The sequence below is a fragment of the Synechocystis sp. PCC 6714 genome (genome assembly GCF_000478825.2).
Classification (GTDB): Bacteria; Cyanobacteriota; Cyanobacteriia; order Cyanobacteriales; family Microcystaceae; genus Synechocystis.
The window spans coordinates 726,339-746,195 of the sequence record NZ_CP007542.1 but is presented as its reverse complement, the minus strand read 5'-3'; the positions used below and the strand labels follow the sequence as shown (position 1 = coordinate 746,195).

At 49.2% G+C, this 19,857-nt stretch carries 19 protein-coding genes and 1 tRNA gene; 12 read left to right on the top strand and 8 right to left on the bottom strand.

Annotated features, from left to right (window positions below; translation table 11 throughout):
* The first annotated feature begins 21 nt into the window (after window positions 1–21).
* Window positions 22–792: a peptidase gene (locus D082_RS03360; protein WP_028946396.1), complete on the top strand. Its 771-nt coding sequence runs from the start codon at window positions 22–24 to the stop codon at window positions 790–792.
* Window position 793: 1 nt separating this feature from the next.
* On the opposite strand, the gene D082_RS03355 is transcribed toward D082_RS03360, so the two are convergent.
* Entirely contained in the window at window positions 794–1,498 is a 705-nt protein-coding gene (locus D082_RS03355) for a carbonic anhydrase (protein ID WP_028946395.1), read from the bottom strand.
* A 186-nt stretch (window positions 1,499–1,684) separates the two neighbouring features.
* Between D082_RS03355 and purU the strand changes: the two genes are divergently transcribed.
* The 3 genes from purU (at window position 1,685) to D082_RS03340 (ending at window position 4,346) form a co-directional block, all read left to right on the top strand.
* The gene (gene purU / locus D082_RS03350) at window positions 1,685–2,539 is read left to right on the top strand and encodes a formyltetrahydrofolate deformylase (protein ID WP_028946394.1); all 855 of its coding nucleotides are present in this window, start codon (window positions 1,685–1,687) and stop codon (window positions 2,537–2,539) included.
* A 92-nt stretch (window positions 2,540–2,631) separates the two neighbouring features.
* On the top strand, window positions 2,632–3,639 hold the full coding sequence (locus tag D082_RS03345) for a glycosyltransferase (RefSeq protein ID WP_028946393.1): 1,008 nt from the start codon (window positions 2,632–2,634) through the stop codon (window positions 3,637–3,639).
* Between the two features lie 23 nt (window positions 3,640–3,662).
* The gene (locus D082_RS03340) at window positions 3,663–4,346 is read left to right on the top strand and encodes a helix-turn-helix transcriptional regulator (RefSeq protein WP_028946392.1); all 684 of its coding nucleotides are present in this window, start codon (window positions 3,663–3,665) and stop codon (window positions 4,344–4,346) included.
* On the opposite strand, the gene D082_RS03335 is transcribed toward D082_RS03340, so the two are convergent.
* Together D082_RS03335 and D082_RS03330 are read right to left on the bottom strand one after the other, a co-directional pair.
* Complete coding sequence (locus D082_RS03335; protein WP_028946391.1) at window positions 4,328–5,308, bottom strand: ribonuclease Z; 981 nt, start codon at window positions 5,306–5,308, stop codon at window positions 4,328–4,330. The two genes, D082_RS03340 and D082_RS03335, sit on opposite strands and share 19 nt — an antisense overlap.
* A 234-nt stretch (window positions 5,309–5,542) precedes the next feature.
* Complete coding sequence (locus D082_RS03330; RefSeq protein ID WP_028946390.1) at window positions 5,543–5,905, bottom strand: hypothetical protein; 363 nt, start codon at window positions 5,903–5,905, stop codon at window positions 5,543–5,545.
* Here D082_RS03330 and D082_RS18495 point away from each other — a divergent pair.
* Both D082_RS18495 and aroA read left to right on the top strand, forming a co-directional pair.
* Entirely contained in the window at window positions 5,894–6,064 is a 171-nt protein-coding gene (locus D082_RS18495) for a hypothetical protein (protein ID WP_158506488.1), read from the top strand. The genes D082_RS03330 and D082_RS18495 overlap by 12 nt on opposite strands.
* A 27-nt stretch (window positions 6,065–6,091) precedes the next feature.
* The gene (gene aroA / locus D082_RS03325) at window positions 6,092–7,459 is read left to right on the top strand and encodes a 3-phosphoshikimate 1-carboxyvinyltransferase (protein WP_028946389.1); all 1,368 of its coding nucleotides are present in this window, start codon (window positions 6,092–6,094) and stop codon (window positions 7,457–7,459) included.
* A gap of 7 nt (window positions 7,460–7,466) precedes the next feature.
* Here aroA and D082_RS03320 read toward each other — a convergent pair whose 3' ends face one another.
* Complete coding sequence (locus D082_RS03320; RefSeq protein WP_028946388.1) at window positions 7,467–9,071, bottom strand: radical SAM protein; 1,605 nt, start codon at window positions 9,069–9,071, stop codon at window positions 7,467–7,469.
* Between the two features lie 76 nt (window positions 9,072–9,147).
* Window positions 9,148–9,702 (bottom strand): hypothetical protein, encoded by a 555-nt coding sequence (locus D082_RS03315; protein ID WP_238546810.1) that lies wholly within the window; start codon window positions 9,700–9,702, stop codon window positions 9,148–9,150.
* A gap of 131 nt (window positions 9,703–9,833) precedes the next feature.
* Here D082_RS03315 and D082_RS03310 point away from each other — a divergent pair.
* A tRNA-Asn gene (locus D082_RS03310) sits at window positions 9,834–9,905 on the top strand.
* A 310-nt stretch (window positions 9,906–10,215) separates the two neighbouring features.
* Here the strand turns inward: D082_RS03310 and gatC are convergent.
* The 3 genes from gatC to D082_RS03295 form a co-directional block, all read right to left on the bottom strand.
* Window positions 10,216–10,527, bottom strand: coding sequence for an Asp-tRNA(Asn)/Glu-tRNA(Gln) amidotransferase subunit GatC (gene gatC / locus D082_RS03305; RefSeq protein WP_028946386.1), 312 nt, complete (start codon window positions 10,525–10,527; stop codon window positions 10,216–10,218).
* A gap of 41 nt (window positions 10,528–10,568) precedes the next feature.
* Window positions 10,569–11,483 carry a branched-chain amino acid transaminase gene (locus D082_RS03300; RefSeq protein ID WP_028946385.1) on the bottom strand — a complete coding sequence of 305 codons (915 nt, stop codon included), beginning with the start codon at window positions 11,481–11,483 and terminating at the stop codon, window positions 10,569–10,571.
* 87 nt (window positions 11,484–11,570) lie between these two features.
* Window positions 11,571–13,325 (bottom strand): M61 family metallopeptidase, encoded by a 1,755-nt coding sequence (locus tag D082_RS03295; RefSeq protein ID WP_028946384.1) that lies wholly within the window; start codon window positions 13,323–13,325, stop codon window positions 11,571–11,573.
* A gap of 261 nt (window positions 13,326–13,586) precedes the next feature.
* Here D082_RS03295 and D082_RS03290 point away from each other — a divergent pair, with 261 nt between their 5' ends.
* The 5 genes from D082_RS03290 to D082_RS03270 all read left to right on the top strand — a co-directional run bounded on the left by D082_RS03290 (window position 13,587) and on the right by D082_RS03270 (window position 19,846).
* Window positions 13,587–14,795, top strand: a complete 1,209-nt coding sequence (locus D082_RS03290) for a response regulator (RefSeq protein WP_028946383.1) — start codon at window positions 13,587–13,589, stop codon at window positions 14,793–14,795.
* Window positions 14,796–14,919: 124 nt separating this feature from the next.
* Window positions 14,920–15,279, top strand: a complete 360-nt coding sequence (locus D082_RS03285; protein ID WP_028946382.1) for a response regulator — start codon at window positions 14,920–14,922, stop codon at window positions 15,277–15,279.
* 150 nt (window positions 15,280–15,429) lie between these two features.
* Window positions 15,430–15,993, top strand: a complete 564-nt coding sequence (locus D082_RS03280) for a chemotaxis protein CheW (RefSeq protein ID WP_238546809.1) — start codon at window positions 15,430–15,432, stop codon at window positions 15,991–15,993.
* A 278-nt stretch (window positions 15,994–16,271) separates the two neighbouring features.
* A complete protein-coding gene (locus D082_RS03275) occupies window positions 16,272–19,274 on the top strand; it encodes a methyl-accepting chemotaxis protein (protein ID WP_028946380.1) in 3,003 nt (1,000 codons plus the stop codon).
* Between the two features lie 74 nt (window positions 19,275–19,348).
* The gene (locus tag D082_RS03270; RefSeq protein ID WP_028946379.1) at window positions 19,349–19,846 is read left to right on the top strand and encodes a methyl-accepting chemotaxis protein; all 498 of its coding nucleotides are present in this window, start codon (window positions 19,349–19,351) and stop codon (window positions 19,844–19,846) included.
* Window positions 19,847–19,857 lie beyond the last annotated feature (11 nt).

Sequence of the window (19,857 nt, the reverse complement as noted above, 5' to 3'; positions counted from 1 at the left end):
CGCAATCATCACACTTTGGCTATGACCTACTGTTTAGGTTTGATTAATCGTTTTGGCCTGGTCATGGGGGCAGATTCCCGTACCAATGCAGGGGTAGATTACACCTCCGCCTACCGCAAATTATTTGACTATTCTCTCCCTGGCGATCGGGTTTTAATCCTTTGTACTTCTGGCAATTTAGCCATCACCCAAGCGGTGCTCCATCAGATTGACCGGGATATTCAGCGGGACGAAGGGGAACATCTCCACAACATTGCCACCATGCATGAAATCGCCACCTATGTGGGGGTAAAGGTGCGGGAAATCCAAGCAAAAGATCGTCCTTGGCTAGAAAAAGATGGCATTGATTTCCAGTGTAATTTTTTAGTGGGGGGACAAATTAAAGGGGAACCAGAACAGGCTTTGTATTTAATTTATCCCCAGGGAAATTTTATCCAAGCCACCAAGGAAACACCCTTTTTACAAATTGGTGAAACTAAGTACGGTAAGCCTTTATTGGATCGCACCATCACCTACGATACCCCCCTGGAAGCTATGGCCAAATGCGCTTTGCTGTCCATTGACTCCACGATGAAGTCGAACATTTCCGTGGGGCCCCCCATTAATCTGACCATGGTGGAGGCTAATCATTTTTCCATCCGCCATACCCTGGAACTACGCCTGGGAGACCCCTATTTAGCCAAAATGCGTAGCCTCTGGGAATCCTATGTGCGGCAGGCTTTTGAGTCCATGCCCAATGTGGAATGGGAAGCCAACCAAAGCGATTCCGGCGAAGACTTTTTAATCGACTGAACTACAACAGGGTCACAGCGCCGGAGTCAAGGTTATAATAAGCTCCCACTAATACTAATTTTTCTTCAGCTATTAACTGGCCCAGTACCGGGGACTGCCCAAGTACGGCCATTTGATGTTCAACATTGGCTTTGGTGGCCATGGCCACGCTGGCGGCATTACTGCTGTCATCGGTAACGGAACCAATATCAATTTTTTCGATCACACTGGCAATTTGTCCCGGTAATTCTCCCCCATCCATAGCCGCTTTAACGGCCCCGCAGCCTTGGTGTCCCAACACCATCAACACCTTTGCCCCCAAAACCAGGGTGCCAAATTCCAAACTTCCCACTTCCTGGGGAGTGGCTATGTTGCCGGCAATGCGACAGATGAACAAATCCCCCAAACCCTGATCAAAAATAATTTCCGGTGGTACTCGGGAATCGGCACAACTGAGGATAGCGGCAAAGGGATTTTGTCCTTGGGCCACTTGCGCAAGACGATAGAGGTCTTGGTTGGCCTTAACCCTTTTTTGTGCGGTAAAACGCCCATTGCCCTCCATCAATTGCGTTAATAGTTGCTGGGGCGTTTGGTTAGTAGACTGGGCCTGAGCCGCCGGGTTACCAGCCATTTGATTGCCTAGTATGGTGGCCATCAAGCTAGTGCCGAGGAAAGCTCCGCCGTATTGGATTAACTGACGGCGATCGATGGGAAGAATTTTAGCCATGGGGTAATTTAGCGGAGTATCAGGAAGAACAACTAAGGAAAACTGAGGTATTTTGAGCTAGGGCAAATTTTTCAATTTTCCCCATCATAGTCAGAAAAATCCCCTGGGGGCAGTAAGTGGCAAAATGACAAAGTGGGCTGATTGTTGAACACATCTTTGTTTTAGGATTGTATTCCGTCGTTTCTAATGCCAAACCTCACCGCAACGCTCCTTGTTTCCTGTCCTGACCAACCGGGGATTGTAGCCAAGATTGCCCAATTTATTTATCAAAATCAGGGCAATATTATCCATGCTGACCAGCATACGGATTTTTCCAGTGGGTTATTTTTGAATCGGGTGGAGTGGCAGTTGGACAATTTTCGGTTATCCCGCCCGGAGTTATTAGCAGCCTGGTCACAATTGGCCCAGCAACTCAAAGCCACTTGGCAAATTCATTTTTCTGACCAGTTACCCCGTTTAGCCCTTTGGGTCTCCAAGCAAGACCATTGTCTACTGGACATTCTCTGGCGCTGGCGATCGGGGGAGTTGCGTTGCGAAATTCCAGTCATTATTAGCAATCATCCCGCTCTAAAACCCATTGCTGACCAATTTGCCATTGATTTCCATTGTTTGCCCATTACCAAAGAAAACAAGCTGGCTCAAGAAGCGGCGGAATTAGACCTATTGAAGCAATATCAAATTGACCTAGTGGTTTTGGCTAAATATCTGCAGATTTTAACCACTGATTTTGTTGAGAAATTCCCTAATATTATTAACATTCATCATTCTTTTTTGCCCGCTTTTCCTGGAGCTAATCCCTACCATCGTGCCCATGAAAGGGGCGTAAAAATTATTGGGGCTACTGCTCACTATGCCACAGCCCAACTGGATGAAGGCCCGATCATTGAACAGGACGTGGTGCGGGTTAGCCATCGGGACAATGTGGAAGATTTGATCCGCAAAGGTCGAGATTTAGAACGGATGGTGCTGGCCAGGGCAGTGCGATTACATTTACAACACCGAATTCTAGTTTATGATAACCGCACCGTAGTCTTTGCTTAAAGCTAAGAATATTGAGCAAAAAGGTCTCGATCTATGCTGGTTTTGCCTTCTGTTAGCTAATCGTTAACTATTTAAATTTTAGTAAAAACTTAATGCGTAAACTTTATTTTTTATTACCAGGATTAGGAGGAAAGTTTGCCTGTGGTGGTCTTTGGGCAGAATTAAAAATCATCAAGCTGGTACAAGAAATTTGTCCCGCCACCATTGTTACCTATAAACAGAGGGAACCAAACACTCTGTTTTTAGATGATATCCTAGCCCAAGGAAATCTAGGCCAGGTAATTTTTGTTATTAGTTGGGGCTTTGATATTCCCAAATTGGCAAAAAAATTGCAGAAATATCAGGTAATTTACCACGCCCACAGCACTGGCTACGGTTTTAACTTGCCCACTGCTTTGCCCATTGTTTGTATCAGTCGTAATACTATGGGCTATTGGGGACAACGATCGCCGCATTCTTTGCTGTATTATTTGCCCAATCATATCTCTGAAGATTTTAGTGATTTGGGATTGGCCAGGGACATTGATGTATTGGTCCAGGCCCGCAAATCTTCCCATTATTTACTAAAGCAATTAATTCCCGCTTTACAGAGTCAATGTAAGGTAAAGGTAATTGATAGCTATGTGGAAGATTTAACTGGAATATTCAATCGGGCTAAGGTTTATCTCTACGATTCAGCGGAATACTGGGCTCAACAGGGGGTAAGCGAAGGTTTTGGCCTACAACCAATGGAAGCGATGGCCTGTGGTTGCCACGTTTTTTCCAGCGTCAATGGGGGACTGTCTGATTATCTCGACCCTGGATTTAACTGCGAAAAAATAGCAGGTTATGCCCTAGATTATGACTGCCAAAGGATCCTCGGAGTAGTTGATGGTTCCAGACCTTGGCGCCGGGTAGACCTGAATCTATTAGCGGAGTATCGTCGGGAAAATATTTTGGAACGGCTCAGGATAATTCTATTAAATATTAACGAATTTTTTGATTATCATCCTACTTTTAATCGAACTATTCAGCCCTTAACCCGTAGAAGAATCGCTTGGCTAAAATTAAAAAATTTATTGGCAAAATTAAACAATAAATTAACTAAATCTAAAACCTAATTATAACGACTAGATAATTTTTTATGACTAATACTCCTTATCGAAAAAATTTACAAAATCTTTGCCATCAAGCTGGCTATCATTCTCTCCCCAAATTAGCGGAGTCCGCAGGTATTTCAACCTGGTATCTGTATCGTTTAGAGCGGGGTCTGATCGCTCAAATTCCCATCGGCATTATGGTCAAATTGGCGATCGCCTTGGGGTTATCTCTGGAAGGATTATGGGGACAATTGGGCGGAACAGAAACACCGCCGGGAACGACCCAAAATCCATCGGTGGATGGGCAAAATCCGCAACCACACCAGACTATTCAGGCTTTGCAAAGGGAATATGACAGACTGCAACAACAATTAGCTGATCAACCCCAACAATTGGCAAATCAATGGCAACAGCAAGCCCTGGAAATCCTTGAGCCGTGGTTACTGCAATGGCCCACCGCCGCCGTCGCTGCCCAACAAAATGCCCAATGGCCCGCCCAGAAACTTTTGCCCCTCACTAAACCCATTGCCGCCCTGCTCCAACAATGGCAAGTGGAGGCGATCGCCACTGTGGGGGAAATGGTGCCCTACGATCCCCAATGCCATGAATTCATTGGCCCGGAACCACCGCCGGAATTGGGGACGATGGTGTTAGTGCGTTACATCGGTTACCGTCATAACGAAGCTTTACTTTATCGAGCCAAGGTTAGTTACGGGGCCGACGTTTGAGATGTTGATAGCGCTGGAACTTGGTCACTTTTTCGGCGGGGAATTTCCACCGTTAAAAAATCCCTAGCCAAACGGGTGTTGGGAAAAATAGCCTGGGCCTCCGCCAACAAATTTTCCAACTGTAGGGGATTGCCGGGGGCATAGCGGGGGCTGAAATGGGTCATGACTAACTGTTTGACATTTGCCAACAAAGCCACTTGGGCTGCCATGGTGGAAGTGGAATGGAGCCGGTCAAAAGCTAGTTGGGCATCCTGATGAGCAAAGGTAGCTTCGTGCACCAACAAGTCTGCCCCTTGGGCCAAGGCGATCGCCCCTTCACAGAAGACCGTATCAGTGCAGTAAACAAATTTCCGACCCGGTTCCGGCGGTTCACAAAGTTCCTGACCTCGAATTTTACGACCATCTTCCAGGGTGACGGTTTTTCCCTGTTTTAACTGGCCGTAAATAGGGCCGAAGGGAATGCCCAAAGCCTCCGCTTGCTCCACATTGAAACGCCCTGGCCGTTGCTTCTCTTCCACCCGGTAACCATAGGCAGGAATGCGATGCTTCAACAAACCACAGTGGACTTGAAACTCCTTATCTTCGTAAATTAGCCCATTTTCTTTGATGGTATGGACTTTAAGGCGTTTACCTAAGTGGGTGCTAGAAAAACGGCAACAAGCTTCTAAATAATCGGCTAAACCTTCTGGTCCATAGAGTTCGATGCCCTGGCCAGTGCCCGCTAAACCGGAGCTAGCCAATAAACCCATCAATCCAAAAATATGATCGCCGTGGAGATGGGTAATAAAAATTCGGGTTAACTGGGAAATTTTGACCTCACTACGCAAGAACTGGTGTTGGGTACCTTCCCCGCAGTCAAATAACCATACTTCTGCCCTTTGGGGTAAACGGAGGGCAATGCTGGAAACATTGCGGTTACGGGTGGGAACGCCAGAGCTAGTGCCAAGAAAAGTAATTTCCACAGAAAAAGTGCTTACTAAAATAACAAATGTAAACTATCTAACACTGACCATTGCCACAGCATGGGCTTGCGACCCAACGGGGATTTAGACAGTACAAGACTTGCGCCCTCAACGGAGGTCCCTCCCCCATCGGCAGTCACCGGCGTCCCCGAAGTGAGTGCCCCTAAAAACTTAGCCATCCGAATTAATACTGAACAGCCAACAGTCAATGCCAATCTTGCCAGCATCAATATACTAAAAAGTGCCTAAGGGAAAACCAGAACCCGTTTGTTTGGGTTCTCCGGAAGAGGTTCTCTGCCAATCATTTTCTTCTTTAATCTGACTACTGCGGTCATTGATGCTCAGACCAGGGGCATTGGTGGTGTTAATTTCCAGCAGGGTTTGGGACTCGGTGCTAATGTTGGAAGGGGTGAACCAATCTTGCACCTGCCGTTCTTGTAAACCATTTAGATCATTAATGTTCCCCGTGGCCGGTAAATCCTGCGGGAATGGTTCCATGGGAGCATAGGATTGGGACTGCACCCCAGTGGGAACAGCCAGGGCAAAGACGGTGCCAGCGAAAAGAATTGATTTCCAGGGGGAAGGATGGCATTTCATGGGTTTGGCCTCTGGTTTAGCAATAGTTTAGTGGGCGATCGCCTGTTAAAGTTAACAAATTTTTGGCCCTGTACCCACCATGGTAGCGGGGTTTTTGTCTCCCTCACAGCCTGGGAAAAATTTGGCGGCGGCCGGAAATACAAATACAATTTAGCTTGATCTTCCCTGCCCATAACTTTTTTCCCCATGGCTTTGCTGTCCCTAAACAATTATCAATCCCACCAACAGTTAACCGTTAATCCCCCAGCCCAGGGAATAGCTCTCACGGGCCGTCTGCGGGTGCCGGGGGATAAATCCATTTCCCATCGGGCCTTGATGTTGGGGGCGATCGCCACGGGGGAAACGGTGATTGAAGGATTGTTGTTGGGGGAAGATCCCCGCAGTACTGCCCATTGTTTTCGGGCTATGGGAGCAGAAATTAGTGCCCTGAATTCGGAAAAAATCATTGTTCAAGGTAGGGGGTTGGGGCAGTTACAGGAACCCAGCACTGTTTTAGATGCGGGCAACTCCGGCACTACCATGCGCTTAATGTTGGGCTTGCTGGCAGGGCAAAAGAATTGTTTATTCACCGTTACCGGCGATGATTCGCTCCGTCATCGTCCCATGTCCCGGGTAATTCAACCCTTGCAACAAATGGGGGCAAAAATTTGGGCCCGGAGTAACGGTAAGTTTGCGCCGTTGGCAGTGCAGGGAAGTCAACTAAAACCGATCCATTACCATTCCCCCATTGCATCGGCCCAGGTAAAATCTTGTCTTCTACTGGCGGGGTTAACCACGGAAGGAGACACCATGGTCACAGAACCAGCCCTATCCCGGGACCACAGTGAACGAATGTTGCAGGCCTTTGGGGCCAAGTTGACCATTGACCCAGAAACCCACAGCGTTGCTGTCCATGGCCCGGCCCATTTAACGGGGCAAAGGGTGGTAGTGCCGGGGGACATTAGCTCAGCGGCCTTTTGGTTGGTGGCGGCATCCATCTTACCTGGGTCAGAATTGTTGGTGGAAAATGTCGGCATTAATCCCACCCGCACAGGGATATTGGAAGTTTTGACCCAGATGGGGGCAGATATTAGCTTGGAAAATCAAAGGTTGGCAACGGGGGAACCAGTGGCGGATTTGCTGGTAAAATCCAGCGCCCTGCGGGGTTGCACTTTTGGCGGCGAAATTATCCCCCGACTGATCGATGAAATTCCGATTTTGGCGGTGGCGGCGGCCTTTGCAGAGGGCATTACCCGCATTGAAGATGCAGCAGAACTGAGGGTCAAAGAAAGCGATCGCCTGGCGGCCATTGCTTCGGAATTGGGCAAAATGGGGGTTAAAATCACCGAATTTGCGGACGGGCTAGAAATTCAGGGGGGAAGCCCGCTACAGGGAGCAGAAGTGGACAGTTTGACGGATCATCGCATTGCCATGGCATTGGCGATCGCCGCCTTGGGGAGTGGGGGCCAAACAATTATTAACCGAGCCGAAGCGGCCGCTATTTCCTATCCAGAATTTTTTGATACTTTAGGGGAAATTGCTCAGGGTAAGTTGGCCAGAGCCAAGCTTGGCTGAGGGAAATTTAAAAAAATTCCTGGGCAGTTTGTAAATGTTTTACCAAAGTGGTTTGGGGTAAAGGCCCCAGTAAATGGTGCCAAGGCAGTTGATCCGTAATCGACCAATCTGCATGTACCGTATCCGCCAAGCTGGGTAATTGTCCCTTTAATTCCTTGAAAGCCCGCTTAAAACTTCCCAACGTATCTCCATAGTGGCGGGTTAGTAACAGTAATTTGGATAAACGGCGATCGCCACGGGAAATTAGGGCTTGCATCACCGACCAGTTATAACTTTCGGGCCGAAAATCAATGCCTAAGGGACGCAGATTTTTCTGCAAAAATTGCAGACGTTGCTTGGCTTCCGGGTTGACCCCATACCATTGAAACGGGGTGTGGGCCTTGGGGACGAAAGTACTACAGCCGAAGGTGATACGTAGCCCCGGAGCGACTTTTTTCACCTGTTTTAGTAACGTAACCGTGGTTTCCACATCCTCCATGGTTTCTCCAGGAATTCCCACCATGCCATAGAATTTTAGCCCCTGTAATCCCCCTGCCTGGGCCCGTTGGGCGGCGGTGAAAATTTCTTCGTTGCTTAACTTTTTATTGATAATCTGCCGCAGTTTTTCGGAACCACTTTCAACGGCAATGGTGAGGGATTTGGTGCCCCTTCTAGTTAAAGTCTGGGCCAATTTTTCATCCACAGTATTAGTTCGCACCGAGGCAATGCTGAGCCGGACGTGATCAAATTCGGGTTTTCCTAGGTAATCTAACAATTGGTTAAATTCCGGATGTTGGGTCACCGATGCCCCCAGTAATCCCAGGCGATCGGTTACTTTTAAACCCCGCTCAATGGCTGGTAATAGAGACTTTTCCGTATCCGCTGGTCGAAAGGGTAATGTCAGGTAACTAGCTAGGCAAAAACGACACATTTCTGGGCAACTGCGTACCACTTCCACCATAAAAATATTTTCCCAAGCGGCTTTTTCGGTCACCACCGTTGAAGCGGATAGAACATTACCTCGATAGGTTTGCTTGGCCACCTGGGCCGGAATAATACTATTCTGGGGCTTAATTTGGCTAATTTTGCTCTCAGCCGATTCGTAAAGCACCTCGTATAAACTAGGCACGTAAATACCGGGAATTTGGGCTAGTTTTTCCAATTTTTCTGCCCTGGAACAGGGACGCACCGCCTGGTAACCATCAATGAATTGCGGCAGTAAATTTTCCCCGTCCCCCAACAAAATTAGGTCAAAAAAATCCGCAAACGGTTCGGGGTTAGCCGTCAGCACCGGGCCGCCCCCAAATATCAAAGGATCTCCAGAAGCCCGCTCCCTAGCCAGTAAGGGAATTTGCAACTGTTCCAACAGGGTTAAAATGTTGCTGTAGTCCAGCTCCCAGGAAAAGGAAAAACCCACCAACTCCGGCGATCGGGGTAAAGCTTCTTGGGCATCGGTAAAAAGGCGACTAACCTGCACATCGGGCCGTTGGGCCAGGGTTGACCAAATCACTTGGTAGCCCAAACTGGTAATGCCCACACTGTAGATATTCGGAAAGGCAAAAATTAATGGCACCGCATCGGTTTGGGGGGAAGCAGGGGTAAATAGTAACCTTTCGGCCTGGGCTTGGTGCATAAACTCCGAATACTTAGTTGAATCAATGGCGGATCAAAAATATGACTACGGCGATCGCCAAATTGAAGATAGAAGGTTAATGATAAATTTCCAAATGCAATACGTAGTGGCCCAAACATTGTTTGGCGGCCCAGAGTTCATATTCCACCCGCAAAAATTCCGGTAGCGGTGCCCCCCGCAGGGTAATGTCCCTAGTGTAATTTTGTAACCGAAAAGAATCGCTCAGATGCCTTTCTTGTTCATTAAGCCAATAGCGGCTAATACCGTAAACTCCCTGTTCCCAAAAATGACGATAGGAAAATTGACTATCACCCTGACGGGTCAAGACAATGCGCTGGGGAGAGAGTTCTAACCATAGCAGTTGGGTCGGTGGGGAAATGCCCTGACTAGCACCGGAGCATTCGTCCTTTTCCTGGTGGAGGAGCAGGTGAAAACGGTGCAGATCTTTTTGGTAAAGAGTGGCGGCAGTTTCCAACGTGGAAAGAATGGGCAAATCAGTGGAAATGAGCGATAGGCAAACCGGACGACGGTGGTGGGTCAGCATAAAAAATTGACGGGTGAGGAAAGGTAAATCGGTCTGTTCCCCCATGGGATGGACAACGGGAGCCTGTTTCAGCATAACGGTCAACATTGCTTCCCTGCCATAGGGCCAGTGGGACAAACTGGACTGAAGAAGCTTAGCTCCGGCACTTTGACATTTTTTTAGGAAAAGACTTGTGTAAAAGATCTCTTAGTTGCTATGATGTTGAATCGTTGAGTCAATCCTCGGTAGCTCAGTGGTAGAGCGGTCGGCTGTTAACCGATTGGTCGTAGGTTCGAATCCTACCCGGGGAGTTCGGTAGTTTTGTTTAGTTCAATTTGGTCCCATTGTCAGTTGGCAATTCCGGCAGGGGAGCTCTGGCTTTTTTCCGTTGGGGCTGATGGCTAGAACAGGACTGAGACAAGGATAGGTTCTGCAACTTTTGGGAGGGGAGAGTTTCAACCTATGATGATGTCTCACTATCAGTTGGATTAGCTATCGAAATGCTTTTTGTACGTCAATGTTGACAGAGAAAGTCTGACGCCGGTTGGGGTAAACCAATCTAGTTTAATACCGACGAGCCAAGGGTTTCATCCCATGCCTGTCAGGTTTGCGGGGATAGGGTTAGTTATCACTGCTCATAATTTGGGGCACTCGGAAAAAGTCCCCCTCCGGTTCCGGGGCATTATCAAGTAAAGCTTGGCGGGCCATTTCTGCCTCGTCTCCGCCCCAACTGACTTGGCGATCGCCTCTGAGCACATTGCTAACTTCGATTACCCTGGTGGTGGGTTCTACCCCTTCCGTAGGCAGTTCATTCAATTGTTCAAAATAATCCAAAATACTACTAAGTTGGGAAGCGAATTGAATTTCTTCCTCTGGGGTGATTTCTAAACGGGCTAGATGGGCAATCTTTTGAACTTGGCTTTGATCCAACATGGGTTAGTCTCAGGGATGGGATGGGGGAGGTCAACTTGCAGTTAGTTAAGGGAAATTTTAAATACCCAATCTTGATATTTTGGCTCCCGGTTTTCTGTCACCGCTGTTAACACCTCCCGTAATTTTTCCGTAACCGGGCGATCGCCACCGAGGGCAAAGTTTTCAATCTGTTTAACGGGGGTGATTTTAGCCGCCGTACCACTTAAAAAGACTTCATCGGCAATCATTAATTCGGACTTGTCAATGGGGCGCTGACAGGTGGGAATGCCTAAATCCGCAGCAATGGTGAGAATACTGTCCCTGGTGATGCCTTCGAGAATATCCTGTTCGTTACCAGGGGTGACAATTTGCCCATTCCGTACCATGAAAACATTCATGCCTGTGGCTTCGCAAACTTTCCCCTGGGAATTCATCAAAATAGCTTCGTCAAAACCTGATTCCACTGCTTCGGTTTTGGCCAGAGCGGAGGTGATGTAGGCGGCACTGATTTTGCCCCGCAACGGAAAACTACGGTCCTCCTGGCGATACCAAGAACTGATGCGGCAACTAACCCCATCGGCGGCCAGATAATCCCCCATTTCTAAGCCGTAAACGAGGAAATCTTTTTCCAGATTATGTAACCGCGGGGCAATGCCTAAACCGGAACTATAGACCAATGGGCGGATGTAAAAGGATTTATCGGGCTGATTCTTTTTAACGAAATCAACAATAACTCCTTTAATTTTCTCGGCACTGATGTCGTAGTGTAAAAATTTGGCACTTTTACTGAGGCGATCGCCGTGGCGGTCCAAACGAAACAGCAGAATGGTGCTAGGGTCCGCCGGGTCGGGAATACCCCGTAAACCCCCAAAGGCCGCTGTGCCATAGTGGAGAGCATGGGTGGCAACGGAGATTTTGGCATCCTCAAAGGGGACAAACTTCTCTTCAAAGTAGGCGATCGGCAAAAACTTGTGCATCAGAAAATCAGAAAAAAGACTTGTATTCCCTGGACTTAACCCCGGTCATCCCAAGGGGAATAGTGTACTACCTATTTTTCCAGGGCATTAGGAATTACCTAGCCAGCCCGCCAGATTTTGAAGTTGGCTGTCCGAGGGGTCGGCAATGGGCACCACTTCGTAACGGCTTGCTTGGGAAGATGTCAACACAACATCCACTGTCCGCAATAGGTCTTGATGAAACACCGTTAACTGAATCATATCATTGGCTTGGTAGTCTTTCAGCCGCAGGGGAAGCTGTTCGGCGGTGACCCGCACCCCATTGATCGCCAGCAACAGATCCTGGGCACTAATGCCAGCCAGAGCGGCGGGGGAATAGGCGGCCACAAAAGTAATTTTTTCCTGTCCCGCTTCCGATTTAACTTTGATACCCAAATAGGGAGACAGATCTTCCTTGACGGGATTAATTTTTAAGCCAAAGGGTTGGAGATATTCATTTAACGGTAGCTCCGCCGTAGTGTGGAGATAAGTATGGAAAAAATCTGTTAAATCCGTTTCTGCCACATCACTAATTATTTGTTCCAATTGTTCGGGACTAAAACCAATTTCTTCCCGCCCAAATTTCTGCCACATTACTCGCAAAACATCATCAAAGGAACGCTGATTTTGATGCCGTTCCCGAATCAGTAAATCCAGCATTAATGTCACCAATTCCCCCTTGAGGTAATAGGACATTTGACTATTGTCGCTGTTGGCATCCCTCCGGTAGAGCTTAATCCAAGCATCAAAACTGGATTCCGCCAAAGGTTGTACCAAACGCCCTGGGGTGGTGAGATAGCGGGTGATTTCCTTGCCTAAATTTTTTAAATACGTCTGGCGATCATAAAGACCGGCCCGCAGGGGAATTAGTAAGTCGTAGTAACTGGTGGTACCTTCAGAAAACCAGAGGGAAGGAGTGTAATTTTCCTGGTCATAGTCAAACTTTTCCAGAGCGATGGGACGAATGCGCTTAATGTTCCAAAGATGGAAAAATTCGTGGGCTACTAATTGTAAAAAACGCTGATATTTTTCCGGATCTCGAAAGCCAAAGCGGTCGTAATTCAATACACAGGAATCTTTATGTTCTAAGCCTCCATAGCCCTGGTTGGCAGTGTGGAGAATGAACCAGTAATGGTCGTAGGGTAAATTCCCGAATAGTTCTGCTTCGACGGCGATAATTTTCTCCGTATCTTTGACCAATTGCTCCCCGTTTAGATTACTTTCACCCCAAACGATAAAATGATGCCCCTTCCCCCCGGCGGTAAAAGCGTAGTCCCTATGTAAACCCACTTCCACGGGACTGTCCACCAATGTATCAAAATCCTTAGCGAAGAAAGTTTTTGCTCCGGTGTTTAAATCCGTTTCCTTACAGGGTAAAGCCGTGGCGATCGCCCAATTTTGTTTAGGGGGAATCACCGTTAACGTGAGGGGAATATTTTCAAAACTCGGCAGATAAAAAAATAAAGCCGCCCCAGTGAAAAAACCATGGCTATGGTCTAAATGGTTAGTTCTGACCGTCAATTCATCAGCATAAATCCGGTAGGAAACGGTGATATTCTCTACGTTTTTGGTCTCAATTTGCCAGTGGGCTTTGCCTAACTTTTGATAGGACAACTGCTGTTGATTAGTGGCATTAACAACTTGAAAAGCTTCCAAATGCCGTTCATATTCCCGCACCAAATAGGATCCCGGTGTCCAAACAGGAAATTTAAGATCCAACAACTCTCTTTGCCAGCCTTGAATTTTTAGAGTGATCTCAAAATAATGGGTCTGGGGGACCGCCATCGCCACTTGATAATGCAGACGGGGAGAAGTTGGAGACATATGTGGTGTGGTTATCAGAAGTTTGTCTTGGTAATTGTCTCTTGTTTGTACCCCATTTACAGCCTTGGTGGCAGGGAGCAATGCTGGCGATCTCCCCTAAGACTGTGGGATAATGGACAATACAAAAGCTTCTGCCAGAGTCGACTTCACCAAGGTCGATGAAGTTTTCTTGCGTACCTTGGCGATCGGCACCCCTTTGAAGGCAAGCTTATAGAAATGGCATCCTTCTGTCCCGCTGTTGACCTGCACCCCTTTTGATAAATGACAGCTTCCAACCCCTCCTCCCACTCGGTTCCAATTCAGGAATTTACGGCTTCCCGACAGGCAAGCTTCTTCGATGGGTTGAAGCAACCCCGCTTTAGCGGACAAGTAATTCTTTCCAGTGCCACGGGGGAACAGTGGTCTTTTTACCTCTACATGGGCCGGATTATGTATGCCACCGGGGGAGCCCACACCGTGCGTCGCTGGCGCAGGCAAATTGCCTCCTATCTGCCCCAAATTGCCGCCAATTTGGCATCTGTCCAAACTGATTTGGCTAGCATCGATCCCCAGGATTTACAAATTTGTTGGGAGTATCAGCTGCTCTGTCATTGGGTGGAACAACAGAAAGTGACCAGGGAGCAGGCTGCTCGGTTAATTCGAGCTACGGTGGTGGAGGTGTTGTTCGATATTACCCAATCCATGGAGGTGGCCTGTGATCTGCGCCAGGATAATTTGCTTTCCACCAGGCTAGTGCTCATTGATGCCGACCAGATGATCGCAGAGTCTCAGCAATTGTGGAGTAAGTGGCAAGGGGCAAAGATTGCCGATCGTTCCCCCAACGCCGCCCCAGTTATTCGTCAAGCGGAACAGTTACGGCAAAGAACGACGCCCCAGGTGTTCCAAACCCTGAAACAGTTACTAGACGGTAATCAGTCCCTGCGGGATTTGTCGGTGCGGATGAAACGAGACGTGCTGAGCGTTACCACTTCCCTGTTACCCTATCTCCAGTTGGGCTTGGTGGAGCTGATTAAGATCCCCGATTTACCTCCTCCCATTGCTCCACCGGTGAAGGGGGTGGTGGCCCAGCCAGATGTGCCCAGTGGCCCCCTAATTGCCTGCGTAGATGACAGTCCCCTGATTTGTCAGACCATGGAGAAAATTCTCACCACGGCTAACTACCAATTTGTGGGGGTCAATGATCCCCTGAGGGCGATCGCCATTTTGTTGGCCCGGAAACCGGATTTAATCTTCTTGGATCTGGTTATGCCCAATGCCAACGGTTACGAGATTTGCGGCCAGTTGCGTAAATTATCTATTTTTAAAAACACTCCCATCGTTATCCTCACTGGTAATGACGGCATTGTTGATCGGGTACGGGCCAAAATGGTCGGCTCCACCGATTTCTTGAGTAAGCCCGTTAACCCGGATATGGTTTTACAAACGATTAAAAAACATCTCCATGACCAGGCATCGGTGCCAGTGGAATAGCTTCAGCCTAGGGCATGGGTCTTCCTGAATATATTCCCGGCCAGGGCTTTTGCCATTTGGTTTAGGATTTATAACTGTTTACTGTTCACTTTATTTTCGACTAATCAAGAACTGAGGCAACATTATGGGCAGCGCACTTGTTATTGACGATTCCTCCACAGAACGTTCAATCATCAGTGACTTTTGTCAAAAACTGGGCATCAATGTCACCACTGCCACCAGCGGGGAAGAAGCCTTGGAAAAACTAGCCCAAGTAACGCCGGACGTGATCATTTTAGACATTGTTCTACCGGGGCGTAGTGGTTTCGAGATCTGTCGGGAACTGAAGGACAAAGACCAAACTAAAACCATTCCGGTCATTCTTTGTTCTACCAAAGCCACCGATATGGATAAATTTTGGGGCAAACGCCAAGGGGCGGACGCCTACATCACCAAGCCCATTGACCAGGAAGAGTTCAACACGGTGATCAAACAGTTTGTCTAGAATTCTTTGCCGGCATTTTAATGCCGACTCTGGGCAATTATTTACCCCTCTCGACCTCCATGGGTTGCCCGCTTGCAATCCCCAATATAGAGGGCGGCCAAGCTTTTAAACTGCCGGTGCCCCCAATTCCAAACTCCAGGAGTGATTGTTTTGTCCGCCGACGCTTTTTCTTCCAATGCCATGCCGGGGACCATCCAGAACCCCCGCCAACAGTTTTTGCAATTTACGCTGGAACCGGACACCAATCTTATTTTGCCCCTGTTCCAGTTGACGGAGATCCTCACGGTGCCCCTGGGGCAGATTACCCCAATTCCCCACATGCCTCCCTGGACCATGGGGGTACACAATTGGCGTGGAGAGGTGCTCTGGGTGATTGATTTTGGCGCATTTTTGGGGCTGACTCCCTGGAATCGCCAATTAGGCTCCCGCACTAACTATCGAGTTATCATTTTGAATGGGGCCGTGCCTTTTGACTCCGACCCGGGCCAAAGACGGCGATCGCCGAATCAGCGTAATCAAATGGTGGGGCTAGTGGTTACCAGTGTGGGGGATATTACCTGGTGCGAAACCGATCGGATCCAATCCCCTCCCCCCGCCAGTGTTAATGCTGAACTGGCTCCCTATGTCCGGGGCTTTTGGGTTAGCCAGGATGGGGCAATGCATGTGGTACTGGATGGCCAGGCGGTGACAGAGCGTCTTGCGGCCCACAGCTAGGCCAAATCTGAATTAACTTTTATTGATTTTTATTGAGTTTATTAAACTAATTGATTTGTCCGTTTGCTAACCACTGTCTAAATTCTCTAAACTTTGACTGGAATTTTGGTCGACTATCACCGATAGTGGGCCAACATTAACCTCTATGGTTTTTTTCCGTCCATTTTCCTTCCCCATGGCCCTTAACAGCAAAATCCTCGGCTAGAGTTTTAGGACTTTGGCAGGAATAGCGCCCCTTCTCCCTTACCCCCATTCTGCCTGACCAGTAAATCTCCACCATGACTCAAACTCCTTCGTCCGATCGCCGCCCTGACTCCGCCGAATCCGTGGCCAACCCAGGAAACCAACCGAGTGAAGATACTCTTTTTGCTGGACTGGCAGAGGATCCAGAAACTGACAATGATGTGTCAGGAGATGGCAATTTCGCCGATTCCCTCGCGACCAATGGGGAACAAGGAGAAGAAGCAGATGCCTTATTTAGTGCATTAGATCCATGGTCTAGCGAAAAAAATAATGGTGTTGACGATTTTGTCCAGGCTCCGGTGGCTCTGGAAAGTTTGGCAGAAGAGCCGGGCATAGATGGGGCGGATTTGATGGCCCAGGCTCTCGAGGAAACTATGGAAGTGACTGACACCGCGGAAGACATCGCCACTAACCCTAGTCAAACCATTGACACCGATGCCCTGGTGGCCCTGACCCAATCGGTGGCGGAACTAACCCCCCCAGTATCCCTACCCAAAGTGGAGTTACCCCCCATGGCCCCCCTGACGGCGATTACCAATCCCCGAAACCTAGACTCTGCTCCTTTATCGGTTTCAGTACCTTCCCCAACCAAAATATCTGCCCAAAGTGGGGGGCTTTCCCTCCGTAATAAGGCGGTGCTGTTGGCTTTGTTGATTGGCTTAATTCCCGCCGGGGTGATTGGGGGGCTCAATCTTAGCAGTGTGGACAACTTGCCAGTGTCACCAACGGAAGAACAGGTCAAAGAATCCGCTACCAAACAAATCCGCGACCAAATTCTGATTGGTTTGCTGATCACCGCGGTGGGGGCAGCCCTGGTGGCCTATTGGATAGTGGGGGAAAATACCAAAGCTCAGACAGCCCTAGCCTTAAGGGCCAAAGATGCTCAAGAAAATCTAGACCAACCTCCTGCCATAACTGGGGACGAACTGGCGATCGCCGATCAGACCATCCAAGCCCTCAGTGCCCAAATTCAGCAACTGCGACAGCAACAGCATTTATCCCTCAAGCAAGCAGAATTACTGACAGAACTTTCCCGGGCTAACCTTTCCGACACCAATGAAATCCAAGGGGTCATCCAAAAAAACCTCGACCAAGCCAGGGCGCTATTTGGTTGCGAGCGCCTAGTGTTTTACTATCACCCTCGCTACCAACGGGATGCCATGGTGGTACAAGCCCTGGACTTTGGCGTACAGGGTTTAATCGACAAAAGCAAGGCCCACCCTTGGATAGACTCCGAACTCCCTCGTCAAATAGTGGCCCTCAACGATGTCGCCAGCGCCAACCTGGGTCCAGGTCAACAGCAATGGTTGCAACAACACCAAGTCAAAGCCAGCTTGAGTGTGCCCCTCTATCGAGATAGCTACCCCCTGGGTCTGCTCATGGCCCATCATTGCCAAAGGACCCACCAATGGGAAACCAGGGAAAAACAGTTTCTACAACAATTGACTGAGGAGCTGCAAACCACCCTGGACCGGGCTAACTTGATTCAAGAACGCAATGAAAGTGCCCACCAAGCCCAAATTCTTAAAGAATTAACCCTAAAAATCTCTGCCGCCATCAACAGTGAACAGGTCTTCGATGTGGCGGCCCAGGAGATCCGCCTTGCCCTCAAAGCTGACCGTGTAATCGTCTATCGGTTCGATGAAAGGTGGGCGGGCACAGTCATTGTCGAATCGGTGGCGGAAGATTACCCCAAAGCCCTGGGGGCAACCATCGCGGACCCCTGCTTTGCCGACAGATATGTGGAAAAATACAAATCTGGCCGCATCCAAGCCACCAGGGATATCTACAACGCCGGGCTTACCCCCTGCCACATCGGCCAGCTCAAACCCTTTGAAGTTAAAGCTAACTTGGTCGCCCCCATCAACTACAAAGGCAATTTATTGGGATTGTTGATTGCCCACCAATGCTCCGGTCCCAGGGACTGGCACCAAAACGAAATTGACCTGTTTGGCCAGCTCACCGTACAGGTGGGGCTAGCATTGGAGCGCTCTGACCTCCTCGCCCAACAAAAAATAGCAGAAGTGGAGCAACGGCAAATCCGCGAAAAAATGCAAAAGCGAGCCTTAGAACTGTTAATGGAAGTAGACCCCGTCAGCCGGGGTGACTTGACCATCCGTGCCCACGTCACTGAAGACGAAATTGGCACGATCGCCGACTCCTACAATGCCACCATTGAAAACCTGCGGCGCATCGTTACCCAGGTACAAATTGCCGCTACCCAATTCTCCGACACCACTGACACCAATGAGTTGGCAGTGCGGCAAATGGCCCAGCAGGCTACCAAGCAGGCAGAAGAAGTGGCCGGAGCCCTGGAAAGACTCCAAGCGATGAACCAATCCATCCAGGAGGTGGCGGAAAACGCCGCCCAAGCCGAATCTGCAGTGCAACGGGCTACCCAAACGGTGGATCAGGGGGAAGAGGCCATGAACCGCACAGTGGACGGTATTTTGGCTATTCGGGAAACCGTAGCCGCCACCGCTAAACAAGTAAAAAGGTTGGGGGAATCATCCCAAAAGATTTCCAAAGTGGTGAACCTCATTGGTAGCTTTGCCGACCAAACCAACCTCCTAGCCCTAAACGCCGCCATTGAAGCGGCCCATGCCGGAGAAGAAGGTCGAGGCTTTGCCGTAGTAGCCGACGAAGTCCGCTCCCTCGCCCGCCAGTCGGCCGAAGCCACAGCGGAAATTTCCCAACTAGTGGCCAGCATCCAAGCGGAAACTAACGAAGTGGTCAACGCCATGGAAGCGGGCACAGAACAGGTGGTGGCCGGCACCCGTCTAGTGGAAGAAACCCGCCGCAGTTTGAACCAAATCACCGCCGTCAGCGCTCAGATCAGTGAACTAGTCGAAGCCATCACCGCCGCCGCCATCGAACAGTCCCAAACCAGTCAATCCGTTACCCAAACCATGGCCCAAGTAGCGGAGATCGCTGACAAAAACTCCACCGAAGCCAGTAATGTATCCGCCACTTTTAAAGAATTGCTAGCCGTAGCCCAATCCCTCCAGGAGACGGTGAAACAGTTCAAAGTCAAATAAATCCCCCCGCACCATCAATGGGGACCCCCATAACTAGACACCGAACCCCGATAACTAATACCTCCAAAAGCCCTATGCCCACCATTGCCAGCCAAAGCAAAACCGAGCCCCAAGGCGAAACCAACGCCCTTCTGCAAGAAAAAATTACCCAGGGGCAACAGCAGAGCCTCCAAACCATGGGCCAAGTGCGGGAAACCATGGCCGCCACCGGCGAACAACTCCAAAAACTAGACAGTTCCACCCAAGAAATCGCCAACTCCATCAACTCCATCCGCCAATTTGCCGCCCAAACCCACCTCCTCGCCCTCAAAGCATCCATTGAGGCGGCCCGGGCCGGAGAAGAAGGCCGGGGCTTTTCCGTCATTGCCGACGAAGTACGCAGCCTGGCAGCCCAATCCGCTGAAGCCACCGCCGCCATCGAAGCCCTGATTGTCACCATCCAATCCCAAGCCCGGGAGCTCACCACCAGCATTAAACACAGTAACCAACAACTTGCCAGCCACAACCAACACCTGGAAATCACCCAACAACACTGGCAACAGCTCACCGTCGCCCTCCAGTCCCTCCCCTAACCCCTGGCCCC